This window comes from Petrimonas sp., from assembly GCF_963921705.1.
Lineage (GTDB): Bacteria > Bacteroidota > Bacteroidia > Bacteroidales > Dysgonomonadaceae > Petrimonas > Petrimonas sulfuriphila.
Genome location: NZ_OY997410.1, coordinates 2,723,128 through 2,743,756 on the forward strand (window position 1 = coordinate 2,723,128; position 20,629 = coordinate 2,743,756).

Sequence of the window (20,629 nt, forward strand, 5' to 3'; positions counted from 1 at the left end):
ATGGAAGAAGTAAAAGTTTTACATATTACTTCAAATTTATCCATTGATGTAGTTCGAAAAGACATCAAGAATATGCATTTGGCTGTTTATCCGCCAACTGGCAGAGTTCGTATTGCAACACCTTTAAATGTAAACGACGAAGCTGTAAGACTTTTTGCTATTTCAAAAATTGCGTGGATTCGTAAACATCAGAGACATTTTAAAGCTCAGGACAGACAATCGCCCAGAGAATTTAAACAACGAGAAAGTCATTATTTTCAAGGCAAACGGTTTTTACTGAGAATAACAGAACATGAAGCCCCCGCCAGAGTTGAGATAAAAACAAAAACGTATATTGATTTATTTATCAGACCAAACAGTACCATTGAACAAAAGCAAATTGCTATCAATGAATGGTATCGTGTAGAGCTAAAAAAGCTTATTCCAGAAATCATTCAAAAGTGGGAACAGAAAATTGGTGTGCAGGTTTCTGAATGGCAAGTAAAACAAATGAAAACCAAATGGGGAACTTGCAATATTGAGAAAAAACGGATTTGGATAAACCTTGAATTAGCGAAAAAACCAATTCATTGTTTGGAATACATCATAGTTCACGAAATGATTCATTTCATTGAAAGGCATCACAACGATAGATTTATGGCTTTAATGGATAAATATATTCCGCAATGGAAATTTTTTAAAGAAGAACTAAATAGATTACCAGTAAGTCACGGAGAATGGGATTATTAGAAACATATAGCCAACCCACAGTCGTAAGCACATTTGCAAGCCCACACAAGCCAACGCTTAAACCAAAGGCTTGCAAAAGAGCTTCCGACTCTCCAGCCCGAGTAACCGCCTTTCAGGACGGTTTTAGGATTGCCCACGCTCAAAAAAACAAAATAAATTTGTGCTTCGTGGATAGGTTGGTGCAGTTTGACAATGACAAGAATATAAAAGCTAAATAAATGAATAACAGACGGATATGAATGAACACCAGTTGCCAACACGCGGTATAGTTAATTGCCGGTGCAGTGGGTATTCGAGCGGCACAGCTCGTATCAAAAGTAGTTGTAACTTGATAGGAAAGTGCTTCGAAATCGGCAACTAACCATACCGCCAAACGTTATGCCATATACGAAGAGACCAATGCTAACAGACAGATTTACCGAAAATATTGATAAACAAATAGGATTTAATCAAGGTAAAAACATTTTTCTTGATAATCTGGAGATATTTCAATTTGCCAATGAAACAGTAAAAGCTATTTCGAATATTGACAAACTAACCCCTCATTCTAAAGAGTATTTAATTGATTATGCAAAAGACAAAGCCATCGAAGAGTTTTGCAGAGTAAATCAATACTATTCGTTTGACTTAAAAGCTAAAAACAACTTAAGACAAATATATTCTAATTTATTCGAAGCCCTTCAGACAAGAGCATATTCAATTGACAACATTTCAAAAGAACATTACGAAAAGCTAAAATTCTGGCTTAAAGAAAATAATCCTTTCGCAGAAAAATTATATGAAAATGACAACGAGAATATAAGTCCAGTTGTTTGCTCTGAATATACCCCTAAATTGCAACTTAAAATTTTACAGGTTGATATTAAACATTTATTACAACCGGTTTTGGATATAGGTTGCGGAATCAATGGATATCTGGTAGATTATTTTAGAAATCAAAAAATTGAAGCTTATGGGATTGACAGATTTAAGTTTTCAACCTCAAATTTAATAACATCAGATTGGCTGGAATACGATTACGGAACAGACAAATGGGGAACCGTAGTCAGTAACCTGGGATTTTCCAATCATTTTAATCATCATAATTTGAGAGAAGACGGCAACTATATCGAATATGCCAAAACTTATATGAATATTCTGAACTCATTGAAAATCGGTGGCAGCTTTCACTATGCACCGGATTTACCGTTTATTGAGAAATATCTTGACAATAAACAGTATGACTTAAAAAAACACGAGATTGAAGGATATGATTTTAAAACGACGATAATAAAAAAATCAAATCTATAATATTATGACAGGAGAAACTCAAGATAATAATGTATGGCCATTACCCAAGTTTTACTTTACAGTTAAATTCGGTTCACAAGACAAGACAATATCGTTTCAAGAAATTTCCGGATTAGGAACAGATACACAACCCATGGAATACAGACATGGAGATGGCAAACAATTCTCAACGATTAAAATGCCTGGATTAACTAAAGGAGGAAACATTATTCTTAAGAAAGGCGTTTTAGTGAAAGACAATAATTTCTTTAATTGGTATGATGCCATTAAAATGAATACCATTAAAAGAGAAACAGTAACAATCCAGTTGTTGGATGAAGGTGGAAAACCTATTATGACTTGGAGGTTGACAAATGCTTGGCCTACTAAAATTTCAAGTCCGGATTTAAAATCGGATGCAAATGAAGTTGCAATAGAGACGTTAGAGTTAGCGCATGAAGGATTAACGACAGAGCTTGAAACTTGACAGAAATAAAATCCTTAATCAGTTACTATCCATACACTAAACGTTATTCAAAGGCGACCCGTAAACGACAACATTAACAAGACAAAAAATGACAAAAACAATCTTAACAACAGCTCTAGTTCTGACATTAGGTCAAATAGGAATTGCTCAAACCGGTTTTGACAAAACTAAATTAGATAACTATTTCAACGCACTTGAACAAAACAATAAGTTTATGGGAAGCGTCGCCGTTTCAAAAAACGGAGAAATAATTTATTCAAAAACCGTTGGTCTCGCAGACGTTGAAAACAACACCAAAGCAACTGAAAATTCTAAATACAGAATTGGCTCCATTTCTAAATCGTTCACAGCCGTTTTGGTTTTAAAAGCGGTTGAAGAAAAAAAGGTATGCCTGAACCAAACTATTGACAAATGGTTTCCAACAATCATAAATGCAGATGAAATTACCGTAAAGCATTTGCTATGTCATAGAAGCGGAATACACAATTTCACAAGCGACAAAGATTACTTGACCTGGAACACGCAACCAAAGACAGAAAAAGAAATGGTGGAAATCATTTCAAAAGGCGGTAGCGACTTCAAGCCAGACTGATGGGTTCAGTTCGGTTTACTCGCATTTTACCGACGACAAGATTTCGTACGCTTTAACTTCAAACGGAACAAACTTCAATAACAATGACATTTCTATTGCGGTTTTAAGTGCGGTTTACGACAAGCCATACGAAATTCCGGTATTCGCAACTTACAACTTGACTCCGGAAGAATTGGACGGGTATCTGGGTGTTTATGCTTCCAAGCAAATCGCTTTGAAAATTACAATTACAAAAGACGGAAATACGTTAATCGCACAAGCAACAGGACAATCAGCGTTTCCACTTGAAGCAACCGAAAAAGATAAATTTAAGTTTGACCGGGCGGGAGTTGTGTTGGAGTTCAGTCCGGCAGACAACACAATGATCCTAAAACAAGGCGGTGGACAATTTACATTCACGAGAGAATAAAAAAGGACGCACTCCGCGATCCGGCATGTTAGTGGTAAGTGTGGGACAAGACGATCAAGAATCAACAAATCAAATAGAAAATGAAAGCAATTATATACTCAAAATACGGCCCACCGGAAGTTGCCAGATTAACGGAAGTCGCCAGGCCTTCACCGAGGGACAATGAAATATTGCTTAAGGTATATTCGTCAACAGTTAACCGCACCGATTCGGGATTCCGTAGTGCTGAATATTTTATTTCAAGATTTTGGAGCGGACTATTTCGACCAAAACACAAAATACTGGGTTGTGAGTTTTCGGGTGTTGTTGAAGAAGTTGGGAAATATGTAACTGCATTCAGGAATGGAGATAAAGTTTTTGGCTTCAATGATAAAACCTTTGGTGGACACGGAGAATATCTGACAATCGCTGAAAACGATGCGGTTATAAACATGCCGGAGAATATGAGTTTTGATGAAGCGGCAGCTATTACGGAAGGATCTCATTATGCCTTAGTAAATATTCGGGCAGCAAAAGTAGAGCGTGGACAAAAAGTTCTAGTCTACGGAGCAACGGGGGCTATCGGTTCTGCAGCCGTACAATTATTAAAACACTTTGGAGCAATAGTAACTGCTGTCTGTAATACAAAAAACGTAGATCTGGTGAGATCTCTCGGTGCAGACACAGTCATTGATTATCAGACACAGGATTTTACAAAGACAGAAGATAAGTTTGCTTTCATCTTTGACGCAGTGGGAAAAAGTTCATTTGGTAAGTGCAAACCTTTATTAACTGAAAAAGGAATATACATCTCAACGGAATTTGGGAAAAACGCAGAAAATATATTATTTGCATTGACCACACCACTTTGGGGAGGTAAAAGACTTTTGTTTTCAATTCCGTCTATCACCAAGCAAGATATAATATTTTTGAAAGAGCTTGTTGAAAAAGGTGAATTCAAGCCTGTAATAGACAGATTTTATACGTTAGGCCAAATTGTGGATGCTTACAGATACGTTGAATCGGGGCAAAAAACAGGTAATGTTATTTTAAAGATACATGAATGATAAGAACACCAGCCACTAACAACCGTTACTAGTCATTGTAGGACGATTCACAAAACAGACTGACAAAAAAAATTATGAAAAAAGTAATTGCAGCAATCAATATGACGCTTGACGGGTTTTGTGACCATACCTCAGGTATCCCTGACGATGAAATACATCAGCATTACGCTGACCTCTTGAGAAGTGCTGACACAGCGTTATACGGAAGGATAACCTACCAGCTTATGGAGTTTTGGCGAACCGTGCTGGAAAAGTGCAAAATTAGCAAGTCAAGGCCTAGAGGAAGAAATATGAAAATTTTATTGATGATTTGTTGTATTGTATTTGTGACAGATGTGGTAGGACAGACAGTTGTAGTAAATCCGGACGGAACGCATTCTACTGTTCATGGCAACGTAATTGTAAATCCGGACGGGACTCACTCTACAGTTCATGGCAATGTAATTGTAAATCCAAACGGAACGCACTCTACCGTTCATGGCAACATAATTGTAAATCCGGATGGAACTCACTCTATAGCTCATGGCAATGTCAACATAGATCGAACAACGGAGAACAGGGCATACAGGTCAGCGTCTTTGATGATCAATCAGGTTTCGGAGCATGTATATCAGCATATTTCATTTCTTGATTTTGGGAACTTCGAGAAAATTTCGTGCAACGGAATGATTATTGTGAACAACAATGAAGCTGTTGTTTTCGATACACCGACAGACAATGAAACATCTCGCGAGCTGATTGACTGGTTAACACAATCGTTGAAATGCAAAATTATAGCGGTTATTCCAACGCATTATCATATCGACAACTTGGGAGGCCTGGAGGAATTTCACAGACAGGACATTATTTCTTACGCCTACAACAGAACGATACAAGTACTGAAAGAAAATGGTTCTACTATGCCGAAGCACGGGTTTGATGAACATTTTGAATTGAAAGTCGGCAACGAAGAAGTGTATGTTGATTTTCTGGGAGAAGGTCATTCCTGCGATAACATTATTGCTTATTTCCCCCTGGAAGATATTATGTTTGGGGGTTGTTTAATAAAAGAAGCAGGAGCGGGGAAAGGTAATCTTGCGGAAGCAAATGTAGAAGAGTGGCCGAATACAGTAAGAAAAGTAAAGATGAAGTATCCAGAAGTAAAAAAAATTATAGTCGGACACGGGAAATCCGGCGGAATCGAGCTTTTGGATTATACGATTAAGCTGTTTGAATGAAAAAGTTGCCGCTGATATAGCCTACACTGTTCCGCGCAAGAATAAGACGACATAAGAAACCATATGATTCTTTGGATAAATAGCGGCCTTTGTAAACGGAACAAACAAAATAACAAAAATGGAAGAAACAGAATACAAGTCCAACGAAGAGTTAAATTGGAATAATTTGTACAAGGTTGGCGGAGTCGCAGCTATAGTAATCGTTTTAATAATACCGATACAACTGGTTATATTCACCCTCTTTCCTCCCCCTGAAACCACAATGGGATTTTTTGAACTGTTCCGTAAAAATTGGCTCATTGGATTATTGAGCCTTGATCTCTTGTACTATATAAATAACGGGGTTTTAATCCTGGTGTACCTTGGATTATTTGCAGCATTAAGGAAAGTAAATTTCACCAATATGCTTATCGCCACGATAATCGGATTAACAGGAATTGCAGTTTATTATGTATCTGCCGTTGGATTTGAAATGTTATCAATCAGCAAACAATATTTCTCCGCGGAATCAATGGAGTATAAACAGCAGTTGCTGGCGGTAGGGCAAGGCTTGATAGCAAGATATAAAGGAACGGCATTTGATGTATATTATGTGTTTAATGCCATTACGCTCATTTTGATTTCCATGACAATGTATAAATCAAGGGATTTTAAAAGATCTTCAGCCACGTGGGGCCTGATTGCAGGGATTTTTATGATAATTCCTTCGACAGCAGGGACCCTGGGCTTGATTTGTTCATTACTCTCTCTTGTCCCCTGGATTGTCTTTTCTGTCTTAATAGGGAGAAGACTCATACAAATGAAAGCCTGATTCAGTATATAAAAACAGAATAACATGAAAAAGCGTACCATTAGTGAGACAATTATTGATTTGGAGAGAGCCGCTCTCGAAGCATGGCATGATGGTAATCCCTCACCCTATTTCGACCCTGCCCACGAAAAACGGATCGACCGAAACGATGGCTGTCCTGACCTATAACCTGCTCTCATATTCAGGTGAGGCAATCTGGAAAGAGAATTATCGGAAAACCGCCATTCTTCACGGAACTTCACACGTCTTTTCCAAATATTTCCTTAACTTTGTCCATTATACCTGCTAAAACTTTACAAACCTATGTTCGACAACAGCAAACGCGCTTTTATAGCCATCAACAACGAGGCTGAAGTTTGCCTTATCCCCAAAATGGCAAACCGCCACGGACTAATAACAGGTGCCACAGGAACAGGAAAAACCGTCACCTTGCAAACACTTTCTGAAACATTCAGCGAAATGGGAGTACCCGTCTTTGCCGCCGACATGAAAGGCGACCTCTCCGGCGTGGCCAAAACAGGCGGAAACAAGGAGAGCGTTTCCAAACGCGTGGACGGTTATAAGTTAGGTGAAAAAGGATTTGAGTTTAAAGGCTTCCCGGTGAGGTTCTGGGACGTTTTCGGCGAACAGGGGCATCCGGTGCGGACAACCGTTACCGAAATGGGGCCGATGTTGCTCGAACGACTGCTGCAACTGAACGAAACTCAGGGAGCGGTACTGACTATGGTTTTCAAAATTGCCGACGATAACAACCTGCTGCTCCTCGACTTGAAAGACTTGCAAAAGATGATCCAGTTCGTAGGAGACAACCGGGCAAAATACACCACCGAATACGGGAACATCTCTCCGGCAAGCATCGGCGCCATACAACGCGCGCTGCTACGCCTGGAAAGCGAAGGCGCCGACAAATTCTTCGGTGAGCCCGAACTGGTGATTACCGATTTTATGCAAACGGAGCAAGGAAGAGGAGTAATCAACATTTTGGCCGCCGACAAACTGATGAACTCCCCACGGGTGTATACCACTTTCCTACTTTGGCTGCTCGACGACCTGTTTAACAACTTGCCCGAAGTGGGCGATATGGACAAGCCTAAACTGGTTTTTTTCTTTGATGAAGCACACATGCTGTTTAACGACATGCCCAAGCCGTTGCTCGAAAAGGTGGAACAGATTGTTCGCCTCATCCGCTCCAAAGGGGTAGGTATCTATTTCTGCACGCAAAATCCCGCCGATATCCCGCCCGTAATTCTCGGACAACTCGGCAACCGTGTGCAACACGCGCTCCGAGCCTACACGCCCAACGATCAGAAAGCGGTAAAGGTGGCGGCCAACACGTTCCGGTCCAATCCGAAGTTCGACACGGAAGAGGCTATCACACAACTGAACACCGGCGAAGCGCTGGTGTCGTTCCTCGATGAAAAAGGTGCGCCCCAAATGGTGCAACGCGCCAATATCCTGCCGCCGCAGGGCCAGATCGGACCGATTACGGCAGGAGAAAGGGACCAGATAATGAAGCAATCACTCATTTATGGAGTGTATGAAAAACTGGTCGACCGGGAATCCGCTTTCGAAATTCTTTCCCAAAAACAGGAACTGCTCGCCGAAGAACGTGAGCAGGCAGAAGCCGAGAAAGAGCGTATCCGTCTGGAAAAAGAGGAACGGAGGTTACAGGCGGAAGCCGAACGTGAAAGACGCGCCGAAGCCCGCAGGAAAAAAGAAGAGCGGGGCATCGTGGGCGATTTGCTGGAGCAAGTGGGCAGAAGTGCCACACGGCAAATAAGTTCGCAACTCGGCAGAACCATCACCCGAAGCATTTTCGGCGCATTTTTCGGAAAAAAATAAAAGCATCAGACTAAAACTTCATGTATTCAACATTTTTCAAACACTATTGGCTGAAAAGTGTACGCGCACCCGGATATTATAAAAACCTGATCGTTAATATATTCGTCGGGCTGAGCGCTGTATACTTCCTGGTAATATTCGTACTTCTGGGTTTTATGATGCCGAAAATCCTGGCAGAAGCTGCTCCGAAACTCGATCCCGCACTCACGTTTAACGGTATCCTGATTTACGTAACTGTCCTGGCATTGCTTTTCCGGTTTCTGTTTCAGCCGTTGAGCACCATTAACCTGCAAAGCTATCAGGTGTTGCCGGTGAAAAGAAGCAAGCTGGTTAATTATCTATTGATCAAACCCTTGCTTAACCCGGCAAACTACCTCACACTTTGTTTTGCCATACCTTTTTCCGTCACGGGTATTCATCCGGCATACGGTTTGGGCGGAGCGTTCCGGTTTGTTCTGATCGTCATTTTCCTGATCTGGTTCAACACGCTTTTTGCTTCTTTCCTGAAACGTAAATTCGGGTCATCCATTACGGGAATCGCCTCTTTTCTCCTGATCGTCGCCGGACTGGCAGCATTGGAATATTTCAACATCTACTCCCTTTTCGCGTTATCGCAGCAGGTGTTCGGCTTCCTTATCGAAAATCCGATTGGATGGATAATTGTTTTGGTATTCAGCGGATCAGCTTTCCTGCTGAACAAAGGGTTCTTCGCTCAGAATTATTATCCCGAGAACTTCGACAGAAAAACAATCCGGAAGCAGGCCGAAACCCAAAACTTCACGTTCATGGAACGTTTCGGGAAAATAGGAGAGATCATTTCCCTGGAGATGAAACTCGTGTTAAGGCATAAACGGACCAAGAACGTGCTCTACACAGCTGTACTTTTCCTGCTCTACGGGTTGCTGTTTTACCCCAGCGACATGTACAAGGAAAACGATGCCATGCTGATGTTCGTCGCTATCTTCGTTACCGGCATAGGCATGATCCTGTTCGGACAATGGATCATCAACTGGGAAGGTTCCTATTTCGATTTCCTGATGACAAGAGACATCGATACCCAGTCGTACATCAAGGCCAATTATTTTCTACTGTTGTCGCTCAGCATCATCTCCTTCATACTTACCACGCCCTATTTCCTGTTTGGAAGGGATATTCTGATCAATCACTCGGTCGCTTTCCTGTATAACGCAGGGGTGAACATCCACGTCTACCTCTTTGGGGCCACGTTCAATACCAAACGGTTGGAACTCTCAAAAGGCTCTGCCATGAACATGCAGGGAGTGAGCTACAAAAACTTCATCATCATGATTCCCCTGCTGGTTGTTCCGATGGGATTAATCGGTATTTTCTCGTTGTTTTCCGCTAAACACATCGCACTCATCATCTTGTCCGTCCTGGGGCTGGCCGGCATTGTTTTCTGGAAACAACTGCTCGAAGTTACCGAAAAGCAGTTCTTGAGGCGGAAATACGCGCTTTGCGAAGGATTCAGAAAGAAGGAATGAACTTACTCCCAACAAATAATTAAAATTAACGATATGAACGCTGAAGAAATTCAACCAACCCTGGATACCGCAATTTCAATGCCGCCACCCGTACCCATTGCAGTAAATACTGTGATTAAAGTAACCGATCTCAAGAAAATATACAACGGCGTAGCTGTTTTAAATATTCCGGAAATAACTGTTAAGAACGGCGAAAGCTTCGGACTGGTTGGAAACAACGGCGCAGGAAAAACCACTTTTTTCCGGCTGATACTCGACCTGATTGAAGCGAGCTCGGGCGAAGTACGTATTGACGGAGAAAGAGTTGCCCGTCGCGACGACTGGAAATCGAAAGTGGGGTCGTTCCTCGACGAGAGTTTCCTGATCGACTTTCTTACTCCCGAGGAATATTTTGCTTTCACGGGAAAAGTCTACGGAAAATCGGAAGGCGATATTACCGCCTTTTTAGAGTCGATGAAGGAGTTCTTTAACGGCGAGATCTTGGGTTCGAAGAAGCTGATCCGCGACCTCTCGAAAGGGAACCAGAAAAAGACCGGGATAGCCGCCGCACTTCTCAGCGATCCGCAGATACTTGTTCTCGATGAGCCGTTCACCGCGCTCGACCCCACTTCGCAAATCCGCCTGAAACGGATGCTCAATGAACTGAAAAGTACCAGGAGCATGACGATGCTTATTTCGAGCCACGACCTCAACCACGTTACGGAAGTCTGTGACCGCATTGTTGTTCTCGAGAAAGGGCTGGTGGTGAGGGATACCCAAACCACCCAGGACACCCTGAAAGAATTGGAAAGTTATTTTGCCGTGTAACGGATCTATCTGAGGCTCGGATCGTTGAACGTGTCACCTTGCCGGATATCGCCGGTCTGGTAACCTTTGCGGAACCAGTATGTCCGTTGGGCAGCCGTTCCGTGTGTGAATGAATCAGGGACGGTGTAACCCATCGCCTCCTTTTGCAGGGTATCATCACCAACGGCGGTCGTGGCGCTGATGGCCGACTCCAAGTCTCCCGGCTCGAGTTGAATTATTCCCAGTTTGCTGGCCTGATTGGCCCACAACCCGGCGAAAAAATCGGCCTGCAGTTCCATCTTGACCATGATCTTGTTGTATTCAGCTTCACTGATACGGCCCCGGTATTGGTTTACCTGATCGACAATACCCAGCAGTTTCTGCACGTGATGCCCCACTTCATGAGCCGTAACGTAAGCCATTGCCATGTCGCCCCTAGCACCGTAATCGCGTGTCAACTGGTGAAAGAAGTTGAGGTCGATATAGACTTTTTCATCGCCGGGACAGTAAAAAGGCCCCACCTGAGCCGTTGCGCCGCCGCAGGCAGAGGTGGTCTGATCGGTAAAATTCACAAGAACCGGGTTACGGTAACTTTCACCCATCTGAGTCCTGAAAATTTCCGTCCACACATCGTTGGCGCTGTTAAAAACACCAAGCGTGAATACTTTCAGGTCTTCGTTTTCGTTCATGCGCGAAGGATCCACCACCTCTTCCGATGTTTGTCCGGGCACCACACTGTTTACCATATCGATGGCCTGAAAAGGGTTCTTCCCCAACAACAGGGCGATTATGGCAACAATGATCATCCCAACACCGCCGAATGCAGCTCCCCGCTTCACTCCTCTACCCCGACGATCTTCGTAGTTGGATTCGCTATCGTTTCTGTTTATCCATTTCATACGATAATTCTTTTTACGTGTCGGTTTGCTCCGAACGTATTTTTGGTTTTGATTATACTTTTAATTCAAACGCAAATCTACATTTTTTGTTCGGGATAAAGTACTAAATCACAACTCCCTGATTTTCACGTTACGGAACCAGATGGCATATCCGTGATCTTGCAACCCGATATAACCTTCCCGGGAAACACCTTCCTGGAATCCGGGAAAACTTTTGAACTTGCTGTTTTCCACCATTCTGTCCCAATCTTTTGTCCACAAGGTGTATTCAACTACTTTCACCCCGTTTTGCGTATGGGTAACCTTGCCGTTGTCCACCCGAATAACAATCGTGTTCCATTCCCCGTAAGGGTTCACGGTCTTTGGATCCGCAGGCAGCATATCGTAAAGCGATCCGGCGAGGTGACTGTCTATTTTGTTGTCGCTAGCATTCTCGTTATCCAGAATTTGGACTTCGGGCGCCGAGCTGTAAATGGCCCTCCCTTTTTCTTCGCGGACGTTGTAGAAAATACCGGAATTGGCTTCTTTTTCGGCTTTCCAGTCAATGGAGAGCTCAAAGTTTTTGAATTTTTTGGCGAAGAAAATCAGATCGCCCCCTACCCCTTGTCCCGGCCGTGCATTCGGGGCCGTAAACACTTTCATGGTACCGTCTTCAATGGTCCAGTTTCCGGGCACACTGTTCCCGTTGTACTGACGCCATCCGGTAAAATCTTTTCCGTTGAACAAAAGTGTCCATCCTTGTTTTTCTTCTTTGTTGGTCAATTCGTTCACTTTTGTCGGACGCGTTGCTCCGCAGGAAACAAGGAAAAGAATTGATAACAGGTAGATCCATGTAGTTTTCATTGCTTAAAATTTTTAATAATTAGTTATTCGTGTTTTTTCTGACCTTTATTTCGAAAGCTTTCACGGGATTTGTCTCCAGCAAAAGCCGCACTTCTTCACGGGTAAAACCGTTGTTCAACAAGGCAGGGACAAGTTCACGGAAAAGAGCCGTATATCCCCGGACTTCGCCACCGCCGGGCTTCGCCGGATCGTACCAGCCGGCATCGTGCGACAGAAGTACTTTATGCAACAGATTTTCATTCTTCATCCCGGTTATCATCTTGATGTAATCCGGAATGTTGTCCTCGTTCAGCCCGTCCAAGCTTATCCAGGCACCCAGACGGGCTGCTTCCGCACGTTTTACGGAATCCTTTTCCGCTTGCGCATGTACCCAAATAAAAGCATCGGGCAACACCCCTTCTTCTTGCAGAACGGAAAGTTGCTCAAATGCCAGAGACGACGGGCCCGTGTGGGATGCGATAACCAATCCGGTTTTAAGGTGGGTTTTGGCGGCAGCCGATATCAATTTGGTATTCATTCCCGATAAGTTTGTACTATTGACCCCGATTTTGATAAACCCCGGTTTAACGGTTGTGCCGCCTATTCCGTGTTCCCATTCGTTTATCCATCTTTCGGCCAACTGGCCGGCACTTTCATCGAAAGCAAACCGGGGGACGAACTTGTTGTCCACGGCTCCGTAAAATCCGGTGTTGGTAAGAATATTAACGCCCGATAATTTCGACAGTTCCTGCAACAGAAGGACATCACGCCCCAAATAATCGGGAGTGCAATCCACAAAGGTCTGGCAACCCGACTCCTTCGCTTCCAGCAAAAAAGGCAACATTTTTTGAACGACCTCTTCTCTCTTCCACCTGTCGGCGGATAGGGAGTCAGCACCGATAAAATCAACCAGAAGATGCTCGTGCGTGAGAAATACTCCCGCTGAGCCGGATGGGATTATCCCGTTCACCGTCATCACCTGCCCGCTCTCTCCTGAAAAATTGCAAGACGAAAAGAAAAACAGGACGAAAAGAATAACTGTTTCTCCCGGATTAAATTTCAACACCCTTATATGAATTTGATATTCGATGATTGATTCTACAAATATAAAACAAAAAAAGTGGGAATTGATCCCACTTCCTTACTTTTTTAAAAAACCGCTTATTAATGGTACATATGCTCTTCGGCACTGGAGGATATTTCAATTTCCCGAGCGATAAAAGACTCATTTCCTGCCTCATCCGTGCAATAGATTGTAAAATGATAATGTCCTTCCCGGATGGGCTTCCCGTCAATTTCTGCGGGGATCACCATGTGGTGGTGATGAAGCCGGGCTTCTTTTTTTCCCGCAATCGGCTCGTCTCCGAGTTGAATAAAATCGGCTTCCAGCCAGGTTTTTTCAAAAGCAACAACATCACCGGCCGCACGTGTTGCCGCACTGTGGCTGTGCCCGTCAAATGCTCCGTGTATATTGATTTTATACGACTTTAAGGCAACATTGTCCGTTAAGACCGCATCGAAGTGAATATCGGATCCGGGCTTGATGCCTTCCTCTTCTTCAGGGGCAATTAATTTAATTACAGGCCTTTCGGCGTCAATCGACTCTTTTTCACACGATAAGAAAACAAAGGCGCTTATCGCTAAAACTGTTGTAAAAAATACTTTTTTCATTGTTTGATTAATTTAAAAGGGTATTTTCAAAATAAACTGGATGTTTCGTCCCGGCTCGGGGATATTTAACTTCCGGTAATAACTCAAGTGATTATAAAAAGGGGTGTCGAAAATATTCTGCACCTGAAAATCGGTAAAAAAACGGAAATCACCCACCTTCCAGTTCATGCTGCAAAGCAAGTTGATCAACGACGTTCCCGGCGTTTTTTCCTCGTTGTTGGCAATACGGTTCTGTGCAAACACGGTTTGGTTCTCCAGGCTGGCCGAATACTGGATCAACGGGCCCTTTCCGTGATTGGAATAAATCAGTGCCAACAACATATCCACAGGTGGTGAAAAAGGCAACGGATAACCGTTGTCGATATTCCGGTTGTAAACATATTCCCAATTGGCTGACAACAAAAGGTTCTCGGTAAAACGATAGGCCGCTTCCAGCTCTCCACCTGCCAGAAACACACGGGACTGGGTATATTCGTAAATCTGTCCGGCATGTGGCAAAACCGACCATTGCCCCGTAGGGTTCAGGTAAATATAATTGGAGAAGTAGGATGCAAAATGATTGATGGAGAGGTTTAATCGCCGGTTCTTGAGGGAATAACCAAGGTCATATTGCCAACCGGTTTCGGGTTTCAAACTGTTGTTTCCTTTCTCGTGACGGAAAGCTCCGTGATGCACCCCGTTGGATGCCAACTCATTAGCAGTAGGAAAACGGAAGCTTCGTCCAATGTTTATCTTTAGTGAACTCAGTCGGTTTGGGTCATAGACCGCCCCCAGCGCCCCGGAGAACGAATGAAAATTCTTTCTTAAGGCATCGGCACGCCGGGCGTAATACCGGACATCATCAGCATCATATCCGCCAAGTTGCAGGAAATCGGCCAAAGTGTCGTCATAGAAACCGCGAATATTCAATTTCCCGGAATCGAAACGCACCCCTCCGATAAGCATCAGTTTCGGGGATACCTTATACGAGGTTGCCGCATATGCTCCGGCGGTATATCTTTCAAAGTCAGGCATCAGAAAAGAATACCCTCCCACCCTGTTTCGCTGGATTTCCACCGACATGCCTGCTGTTTTTGTCCAGAACGAATCTTTGCCGAAAGACAGCCGGGAGTTGACGGACAATGTTTGCAACGAGAAACTTAATTCCAGGTCGGGGCTGACTTGTGGGGGAGCTTGGTTGCCGTAATGCGTATGGAACTTCGACCATTCGGCACGGTTATTTTGCTGAAAACCGATATCGAAGTGTAAAGATGAATTGTCCCGGTCGATTTCTGTCCCGTTGGAGATTTTAAAATGATTGGAGGTACTGTATGGATACCCGATATTAAAAGAATTTCCGTCGGGGGTCAGCCTTTTCAGATCAGGGATACCGTGTGAACCGGGGAAAAAGCCGTTTTTGGAGAAAACATTGGAAATATGGGTCCACGAGCTGATGTTTTCCCGGCTGTAGTTGGCCGACAAAGCAGTGTTTAGTTCCCGTCCGGCGGTGTTTTTCATTCTTCGGCCATAAAGGGGCAGTTTCCACGTCAGGTAGGTAACCGTATCGGCCGGAACGCGATAATCGGCGAAGCGTTGTGCCGTCAGGCGTCCGCGAAAAAACCACCTTCCCCTTTTTACGCTTGTCATTGCCGTTACTCCCGACAGATTATTGTTCGTTTTGGCAATCAGGGACACATCCCCCCAAGCCATGTTTTCCGAAGGGAGATCCACCGGAAGGATCTCAATAACACCGCCAATGGCATCGGAACCGTAAAAAAGCGACATAGGCCCTTTGTGAATAAACACCTTATCCACGTCGTACTGGTCAATGTCAAGCCCGTGATCGGCTCCCCATTGCTGATTTTGCTGAACAACCCCCTTGTCTGCTACTGCTATGCGGTTGAAACCCAATCCGCGGATAACCGGCTTCGCCACGTTTGCCCCTATATCCATCGATGAAACGCCGGCAACTTTCGATAAGGATTTTGAAAAGCTGGCCGAATTGTTTTTCATGAAAAAGGACCTGTCAATTTCTTTTGCAGTGATGGCAGACAACAAGCGGCCATGACCGTTTTTCCCGTGCACGACTACTTCGTTCAACGAATAGGAGGTTGTTTCCAGGTGGAAGTGCAACACAGTGTCGGAAGTCAGGATGATGCTCGTCGTCAGCAACTCGTATCCGGTAAAACGAACCTCCAGGGTATGTGGGGTTTTTCCGGGCAGATCAACGGAAAAAGCCCCGTCCCTGCCGGAAACTGCGTAAATTTCATTCGGCCCCAGCACTACTATCGCTCCGGGAAGCGGCTCCTTGGACAAGGCATCGCAAACATACCCTTTCAGGGAGTAAGTCTGAGAAAACGACAACAAAAAACTTAAGGCGAAAGTCATCGCCAGAACAATTTTTTTCATTCAGGAGGAAGTTGTTACATCAGTTACAGGCAGCACAGACACCTTCTACAATCATCGAAACACGGTGTTGAACAAACCCTTGCGGCAATTCTATGTTTATTTGGCTTTTGTTTTGAATACAAAAGACCTCGTTGCAAACGCAGCAATGAAAATGGGAATGAATATCTTGTTCGTGGAAAGGTTTCTTGGAAACGGCATACCTGGTTGTGTTGTCCTGCAAAACAATCTTGTGGATAACACCGGCGTCCTCCAACGTTTTGAGCGTTCGATAAAACGTAACACGGTCAAAAAGATCGGGAAACGAAGTTTTTATTTCGTGTTCAGTCAGAGCCGTCTGGCTTCGAAGCAACTCATTGAGAATGAACTTCCGACAGGTTGTACTTTTTAAATGGTAATCGCGTAAAATATTCTCGACTGTCATAATGCTATAATCTTACAAATGCAACATTGTTGCAAATGTAACACTATTTCATTAAAATGAGGTATCCGGGTAATTTAAAAAATATTAAAATGATGGATTACCTGGCCCTCTCAATCCATTTATCGGCCAGTTCCGCATCGTATCCCAACTCTTTTGCCTTTTCGAAATCAACTCTGGCGGCAAACTTGTCAAACTGATCCAACCGAAGCCGGCCGCGTAAAACATAAAAATAGGGATTTGCCTTTTCGTCGCTTTCGACAGCGTGAAGGTCCGCGGCGGCTTTCGAGAACCGGTCGGTGTTCACGTAACATTCGGCCCTGTTAAGGTAATATGCCGAGCTGGGTTTTACAGTTGTGTTGATGATATCGGTATAAATTTTCTCGGCTTCGGTCCAGTTATCATCAAGTTTGAAGATCAACGCCTTGCTGAGCTTGGTGAACAAGCTGCCGGGGTCCGTGCTTTCACAGGTTCTGAAATCGGCTTCGGCACCTTTCCGGTCGTTCTTTTCCAGGAACAGCAATCCCCGGCGGTAATAGGCCTCCACGTCTGCCGGTTGTTTATCAATAATAGAGTTGTAATCCTCCATCGCCTCATCAAAACGGCCCAAGTCGCACAAAAGGGAAGCCCGGTTATGAAGCACCAACACCGGATCGGGGTTGTTCCCAAGGGATGCCGTGAATGAAATATAAGCGTCATCGGTCTGTCTGAGCTGACGTTGCAGGATTCCCAGATTCAACAGGAGCACAGCATTATTTTCGTTAGCCGGATCCAGCCTCATGGCTTTTTGCAAGGCAACAGCAGCACTGTCGAGCCGGTTATTTTCGATAAACTTTGCCGATTTGTCGATCCATCCGTTATAGGTATCGGTCTGGGCCGATATTGAAAAACTGCAAAACAGCAGCAAGAGAAAATTCAAAATATATTTCATTGTACTACCCGATCAAATGAACGACAAAATTAGCTCATTTTTTGTAACTTTGCGCCCTCAATTGCATTTAAAAGAAATAAACTATGTTATTAAATACTTTTGTATCTGCCGATTCCGCAGCAGTAAAAACCGGAGGAAAAGTTGCCGAGATGATCAAAGATGGCCGCTTTGAGGAGTTAGGACAACAATCCCTCACGTGGGGAATTGATTTCCTGGGCAAACTTGCGGTAGCTCTCCTCATCTTTTTTGTAGGGAAATGGATAATCGGTAAAATCCGAAAACTGGCAGACAAGATCATGTCGAGACGGCAAATGGATATCGCCCTGAAAGGTTTTCTAAAGAACCTGCTCGATATCTTTCTCTTCGTACTGCTCGTTATGTTGATCATAAACGTAGTCGGAACACAAACCGTCTCTCTGGCGGCATTGATTGCTTCGGCCGGGCTGGCGGTTGGCTTGGCTGTAAAAGACAACCTGGCCAACTTTGCCGGAGGCGTGATGTTGCTCTTCAACAAGCCTTTCAAAGGCGGCGACTACATTGAAGCGCAGAACCTGGCGGGAACCGTTCAGAGCATCGGTATTCTCTATACAACGCTAACCACAGCCGACAACAAAACCATTTACATACCCAACGGGCCGCTGTCGACCGGAAACATCATCAATTACAACACACAAACCACCCGGCGGGTAGAAATTACAGCGAGCATTGAATACGGAACCGATGTGGATATAGTAAAAAAAATGCTGCTGGATATTGCCAACAGGCATCCGTTGGTGTTGAAAGATCCCGAGCCGTTTGCCCGGATGACCAAAATGAACGAAGATTCTATCGATTTCTCCCTGAGGGCCTGGGTGAATTTAAACGACTTCTGGAATGTTACCCACGACCTGAATGAGGAGGTATACAAAGAGATCAATGCGCGCGGCCTGGTGATCCCTTTCCGTCAAATGACCGTCCATCTGGCCAACTCAACCGAACAAAACGCCAATTAATGCCTGTTACCGAAAGAATAGCCAAGTACCGGGAGCTTGCCGAAAATCAGCTCAATGCTGCTGCCAGGTACAAGAAAGAACTCAATGCGAACAGTCTTTTACGATTCTTCGTCTTTTTGACCGGTTCAGCGCTTACCTATTTTTTTCATCAAAATACTTTACTGGCTGTTCTCTTTGCCGCGGTAACCGGAGTTTGTTTCTTGGCCCTGCTGGCCAGGCATAAGAATTTACTGTTTAAAAAAGCCAAATCAGAAGCGCTGGCCCGGATAGCCGGGAACGAACTCCAGGCCTTTGTATACGATTTCTCGCCTTTCGACGGCGCACCGGAGCATGTGGATCCCGCTCACAGCTTCAGCTTTGATTTAGATATTTTTGGGGAAAGGTCTGTTTTTCAAATGCTCAACCGAACCAGCCTTGCCATGGGGAAAGAAGCTCTTGCCGGGATAGTAGGAAGTCCGCTTAAGGACAGCGAAGAAATCCGCATAAGGCAGCTTGCTGTAAAAGAGCTTTCGGAGAAAGAAGATTTCTGCCTCAGCTTCAGGACAATTGGGATGTTATCGGACGATAAATTATTCGATAATCGTTCCATCAAACAGCTTTGTAGGAAACAGGAACTGTTTCCCCGGCCTTCATTATGGAAAATTGCCACCTGGGTTGTTCCTGCTTTATACGTACTGGCCATTGCACTGGCGCTGGCCGGACTGACAAGCGGAGCGGCAATCACCTTGTTGTATTTTACAACATTGTTGGTTTCGGTTATCCCCATGAAGAAGGTGAAGCAGATCCGGTCTTTATTCGATAACAAGGCAAAAGTGCTGGAATCGTATGCCGACCTGTTAAAATTGATGGAAACGACCAGCTTCGAAAGTGTACAGTTACAGTCGCTGCAACAGTCGATAAAAAACGAACGGCAAAGTGCGTCAGCTGCCATTAAGCAACTGGCACAATACAGCCGGAACCTTGATCTGGCTTTTGCCGTACCCGTTTTTCTTCTCCTGAATCCTCTTTTTTTGTGGAATGTTGTTTACGCGCTGAAGATAGAACAATGGATGCAACGCCATGCTGTGGAAATCGAAAAATGGTTCTCTACACTGGCACAGGTTGATGCGCTGGTATCCATGGGCACGTTTGCCGCAAACAACCCCGATTATGTGTTTCCCACGTTTGAGGAATCACTCCCTTTCCGGGCAAGAAAAATGGGGCATCCGCTCCTTCCGCGCCGTAAATGCGTAAAGAACGATATCAACGTTTTCCGGAAACCGTTTTTCATGATTGTTACCGGAGCCAATATGGCCGGGAAAAGTACTTATTTGCGTACTGTCGGTGTAAATTACATGCTGGCAGGGGCCGGCCTGCCCGTTTGTGCCGAATCCATGAGTTATCGTCCGGGCCAGTTATTGACAAACCTGCGCACAGCCGATTCTCTGGTAAACAACGAATCCTATTTTTTCGCCGAGCTCAAACGGCTGAAAATGATTATCGAACGGTTGGAGTCGGGAGAACACGACCTGTTCATTATCCTGGACGAGATACTGAAAGGCACGAACTCTCACGACAAGCAAAAGGGTTCTTCCCAACTCATGAAACGGCTGGTGAAGTTAGGCGGAAACGGCATCATTGCCACACACGATTTAACGTTGGGAGAACTGGAGAATGAATACCCGCAAGAGATCGCAAACTTTCACTTCGACGCAAAAATTGAAAACGACCTCCTCTCTTTCGATTACAAGCTTCAGCAGGGAATTGCCCGGACCATGAATGCCTCTTTTCTGATGAAAAGCATGGGCATTACGGAATAGCGGATGAATCCTGGAAATG

At 44.2% G+C, this 20,629-nt stretch carries 21 protein-coding genes; 14 read left to right on the top strand and 7 right to left on the bottom strand.

The window, feature by feature from the left end; genetic code table 11:
- From AACM02_RS11375 to AACM02_RS11430, 12 genes are all read left to right on the top strand, one after another.
- Complete coding sequence (locus AACM02_RS11375) at positions 1–729, top strand: SprT family zinc-dependent metalloprotease (RefSeq protein WP_339117051.1); 729 nt, start codon at positions 1–3, stop codon at positions 727–729.
- Between the two features lie 399 nt (positions 730–1,128).
- Positions 1,129–2,019 (top strand): hypothetical protein, encoded by an 891-nt coding sequence (locus AACM02_RS11380; protein ID WP_339117052.1) that lies wholly within the window; start codon positions 1,129–1,131, stop codon positions 2,017–2,019.
- A gap of 4 nt (positions 2,020–2,023) precedes the next feature.
- Positions 2,024–2,485, top strand: a complete 462-nt coding sequence (locus AACM02_RS11385; protein ID WP_339117053.1) for a phage tail protein — start codon at positions 2,024–2,026, stop codon at positions 2,483–2,485.
- An 88-nt stretch (positions 2,486–2,573) separates the two neighbouring features.
- Positions 2,574–3,077, top strand: coding sequence for a serine hydrolase domain-containing protein (locus AACM02_RS11390; RefSeq protein WP_339117054.1), 504 nt, complete (start codon positions 2,574–2,576; stop codon positions 3,075–3,077).
- A 157-nt stretch (positions 3,078–3,234) separates the two neighbouring features.
- Positions 3,235–3,486, top strand: a complete 252-nt coding sequence (locus tag AACM02_RS11395; RefSeq protein WP_339117055.1) for a hypothetical protein — start codon at positions 3,235–3,237, stop codon at positions 3,484–3,486.
- Between the two features lie 80 nt (positions 3,487–3,566).
- Positions 3,567–4,532 (top strand): NAD(P)-dependent alcohol dehydrogenase, encoded by a 966-nt coding sequence (locus AACM02_RS11400; protein ID WP_339117056.1) that lies wholly within the window; start codon positions 3,567–3,569, stop codon positions 4,530–4,532.
- Between the two features lie 74 nt (positions 4,533–4,606).
- The gene (gene bla, locus AACM02_RS11405; RefSeq protein WP_339117057.1) at positions 4,607–5,749 is read left to right on the top strand and encodes a subclass B1 metallo-beta-lactamase; all 1,143 of its coding nucleotides are present in this window, start codon (positions 4,607–4,609) and stop codon (positions 5,747–5,749) included.
- 118 nt (positions 5,750–5,867) lie between these two features.
- Entirely contained in the window at positions 5,868–6,560 is a 693-nt protein-coding gene (locus AACM02_RS11410) for a DUF4386 family protein (RefSeq protein ID WP_339117058.1), read from the top strand.
- A gap of 43 nt (positions 6,561–6,603) precedes the next feature.
- Positions 6,604–6,849, top strand: a complete 246-nt coding sequence (locus AACM02_RS11415) for a hypothetical protein (RefSeq protein ID WP_339117059.1) — start codon at positions 6,604–6,606, stop codon at positions 6,847–6,849.
- A gap of 14 nt (positions 6,850–6,863) precedes the next feature.
- The gene (locus tag AACM02_RS11420; RefSeq protein ID WP_339117060.1) at positions 6,864–8,402 is read left to right on the top strand and encodes a helicase HerA-like domain-containing protein; all 1,539 of its coding nucleotides are present in this window, start codon (positions 6,864–6,866) and stop codon (positions 8,400–8,402) included.
- Positions 8,403–8,422: 20 nt separating this feature from the next.
- Positions 8,423–9,904, top strand: a complete 1,482-nt coding sequence (locus AACM02_RS11425) for a DUF5687 family protein (protein ID WP_339117061.1) — start codon at positions 8,423–8,425, stop codon at positions 9,902–9,904.
- A 33-nt stretch (positions 9,905–9,937) separates the two neighbouring features.
- Positions 9,938–10,711: an ABC transporter ATP-binding protein gene (locus AACM02_RS11430; RefSeq protein ID WP_339117062.1), complete on the top strand. Its 774-nt coding sequence runs from the start codon at positions 9,938–9,940 to the stop codon at positions 10,709–10,711.
- A 5-nt stretch (positions 10,712–10,716) separates the two neighbouring features.
- On the opposite strand, the gene AACM02_RS11435 is transcribed toward AACM02_RS11430, so the two are convergent.
- From AACM02_RS11435 to AACM02_RS11465, 7 genes are all read right to left on the bottom strand, one after another.
- Positions 10,717–11,589, bottom strand: a complete 873-nt coding sequence (locus tag AACM02_RS11435) for a neutral zinc metallopeptidase (RefSeq protein ID WP_332455718.1) — start codon at positions 11,587–11,589, stop codon at positions 10,717–10,719.
- Positions 11,590–11,697: 108 nt separating this feature from the next.
- Positions 11,698–12,432 (bottom strand): DUF1080 domain-containing protein, encoded by a 735-nt coding sequence (locus tag AACM02_RS11440; protein ID WP_339117063.1) that lies wholly within the window; start codon positions 12,430–12,432, stop codon positions 11,698–11,700.
- Positions 12,433–12,451: 19 nt separating this feature from the next.
- Entirely contained in the window at positions 12,452–13,477 is a 1,026-nt protein-coding gene (locus AACM02_RS11445) for a hypothetical protein (protein WP_339117064.1), read from the bottom strand.
- Between the two features lie 98 nt (positions 13,478–13,575).
- A complete protein-coding gene (locus AACM02_RS11450) occupies positions 13,576–14,082 on the bottom strand; it encodes a DUF4625 domain-containing protein (protein ID WP_339117065.1) in 507 nt (168 codons plus the stop codon).
- Positions 14,083–14,094: 12 nt separating this feature from the next.
- Complete coding sequence (locus AACM02_RS11455; protein WP_339117066.1) at positions 14,095–16,470, bottom strand: TonB-dependent receptor; 2,376 nt, start codon at positions 16,468–16,470, stop codon at positions 14,095–14,097.
- Positions 16,471–16,489: 19 nt separating this feature from the next.
- Positions 16,490–16,891 carry a transcriptional repressor gene (locus tag AACM02_RS11460; RefSeq protein WP_339117067.1) on the bottom strand — a complete coding sequence of 134 codons (402 nt, stop codon included), beginning with the start codon at positions 16,889–16,891 and terminating at the stop codon, positions 16,490–16,492.
- Between the two features lie 97 nt (positions 16,892–16,988).
- Positions 16,989–17,819: a tetratricopeptide repeat protein gene (locus AACM02_RS11465; RefSeq protein WP_339117068.1), complete on the bottom strand. Its 831-nt coding sequence runs from the start codon at positions 17,817–17,819 to the stop codon at positions 16,989–16,991.
- An 83-nt stretch (positions 17,820–17,902) separates the two neighbouring features.
- Here AACM02_RS11465 and AACM02_RS11470 point away from each other — a divergent pair, with 83 nt between their 5' ends.
- Both AACM02_RS11470 and AACM02_RS11475 read left to right on the top strand, forming a co-directional pair.
- Entirely contained in the window at positions 17,903–18,811 is a 909-nt protein-coding gene (locus AACM02_RS11470) for a mechanosensitive ion channel domain-containing protein (protein ID WP_339117069.1), read from the top strand.
- Positions 18,811–20,610, top strand: coding sequence for a MutS-related protein (locus AACM02_RS11475; protein WP_339117070.1), 1,800 nt, complete (start codon positions 18,811–18,813; stop codon positions 20,608–20,610). Before AACM02_RS11470 ends, AACM02_RS11475 begins: the two co-directional genes overlap by 1 nt.
- Positions 20,611–20,629 lie beyond the last annotated feature (19 nt).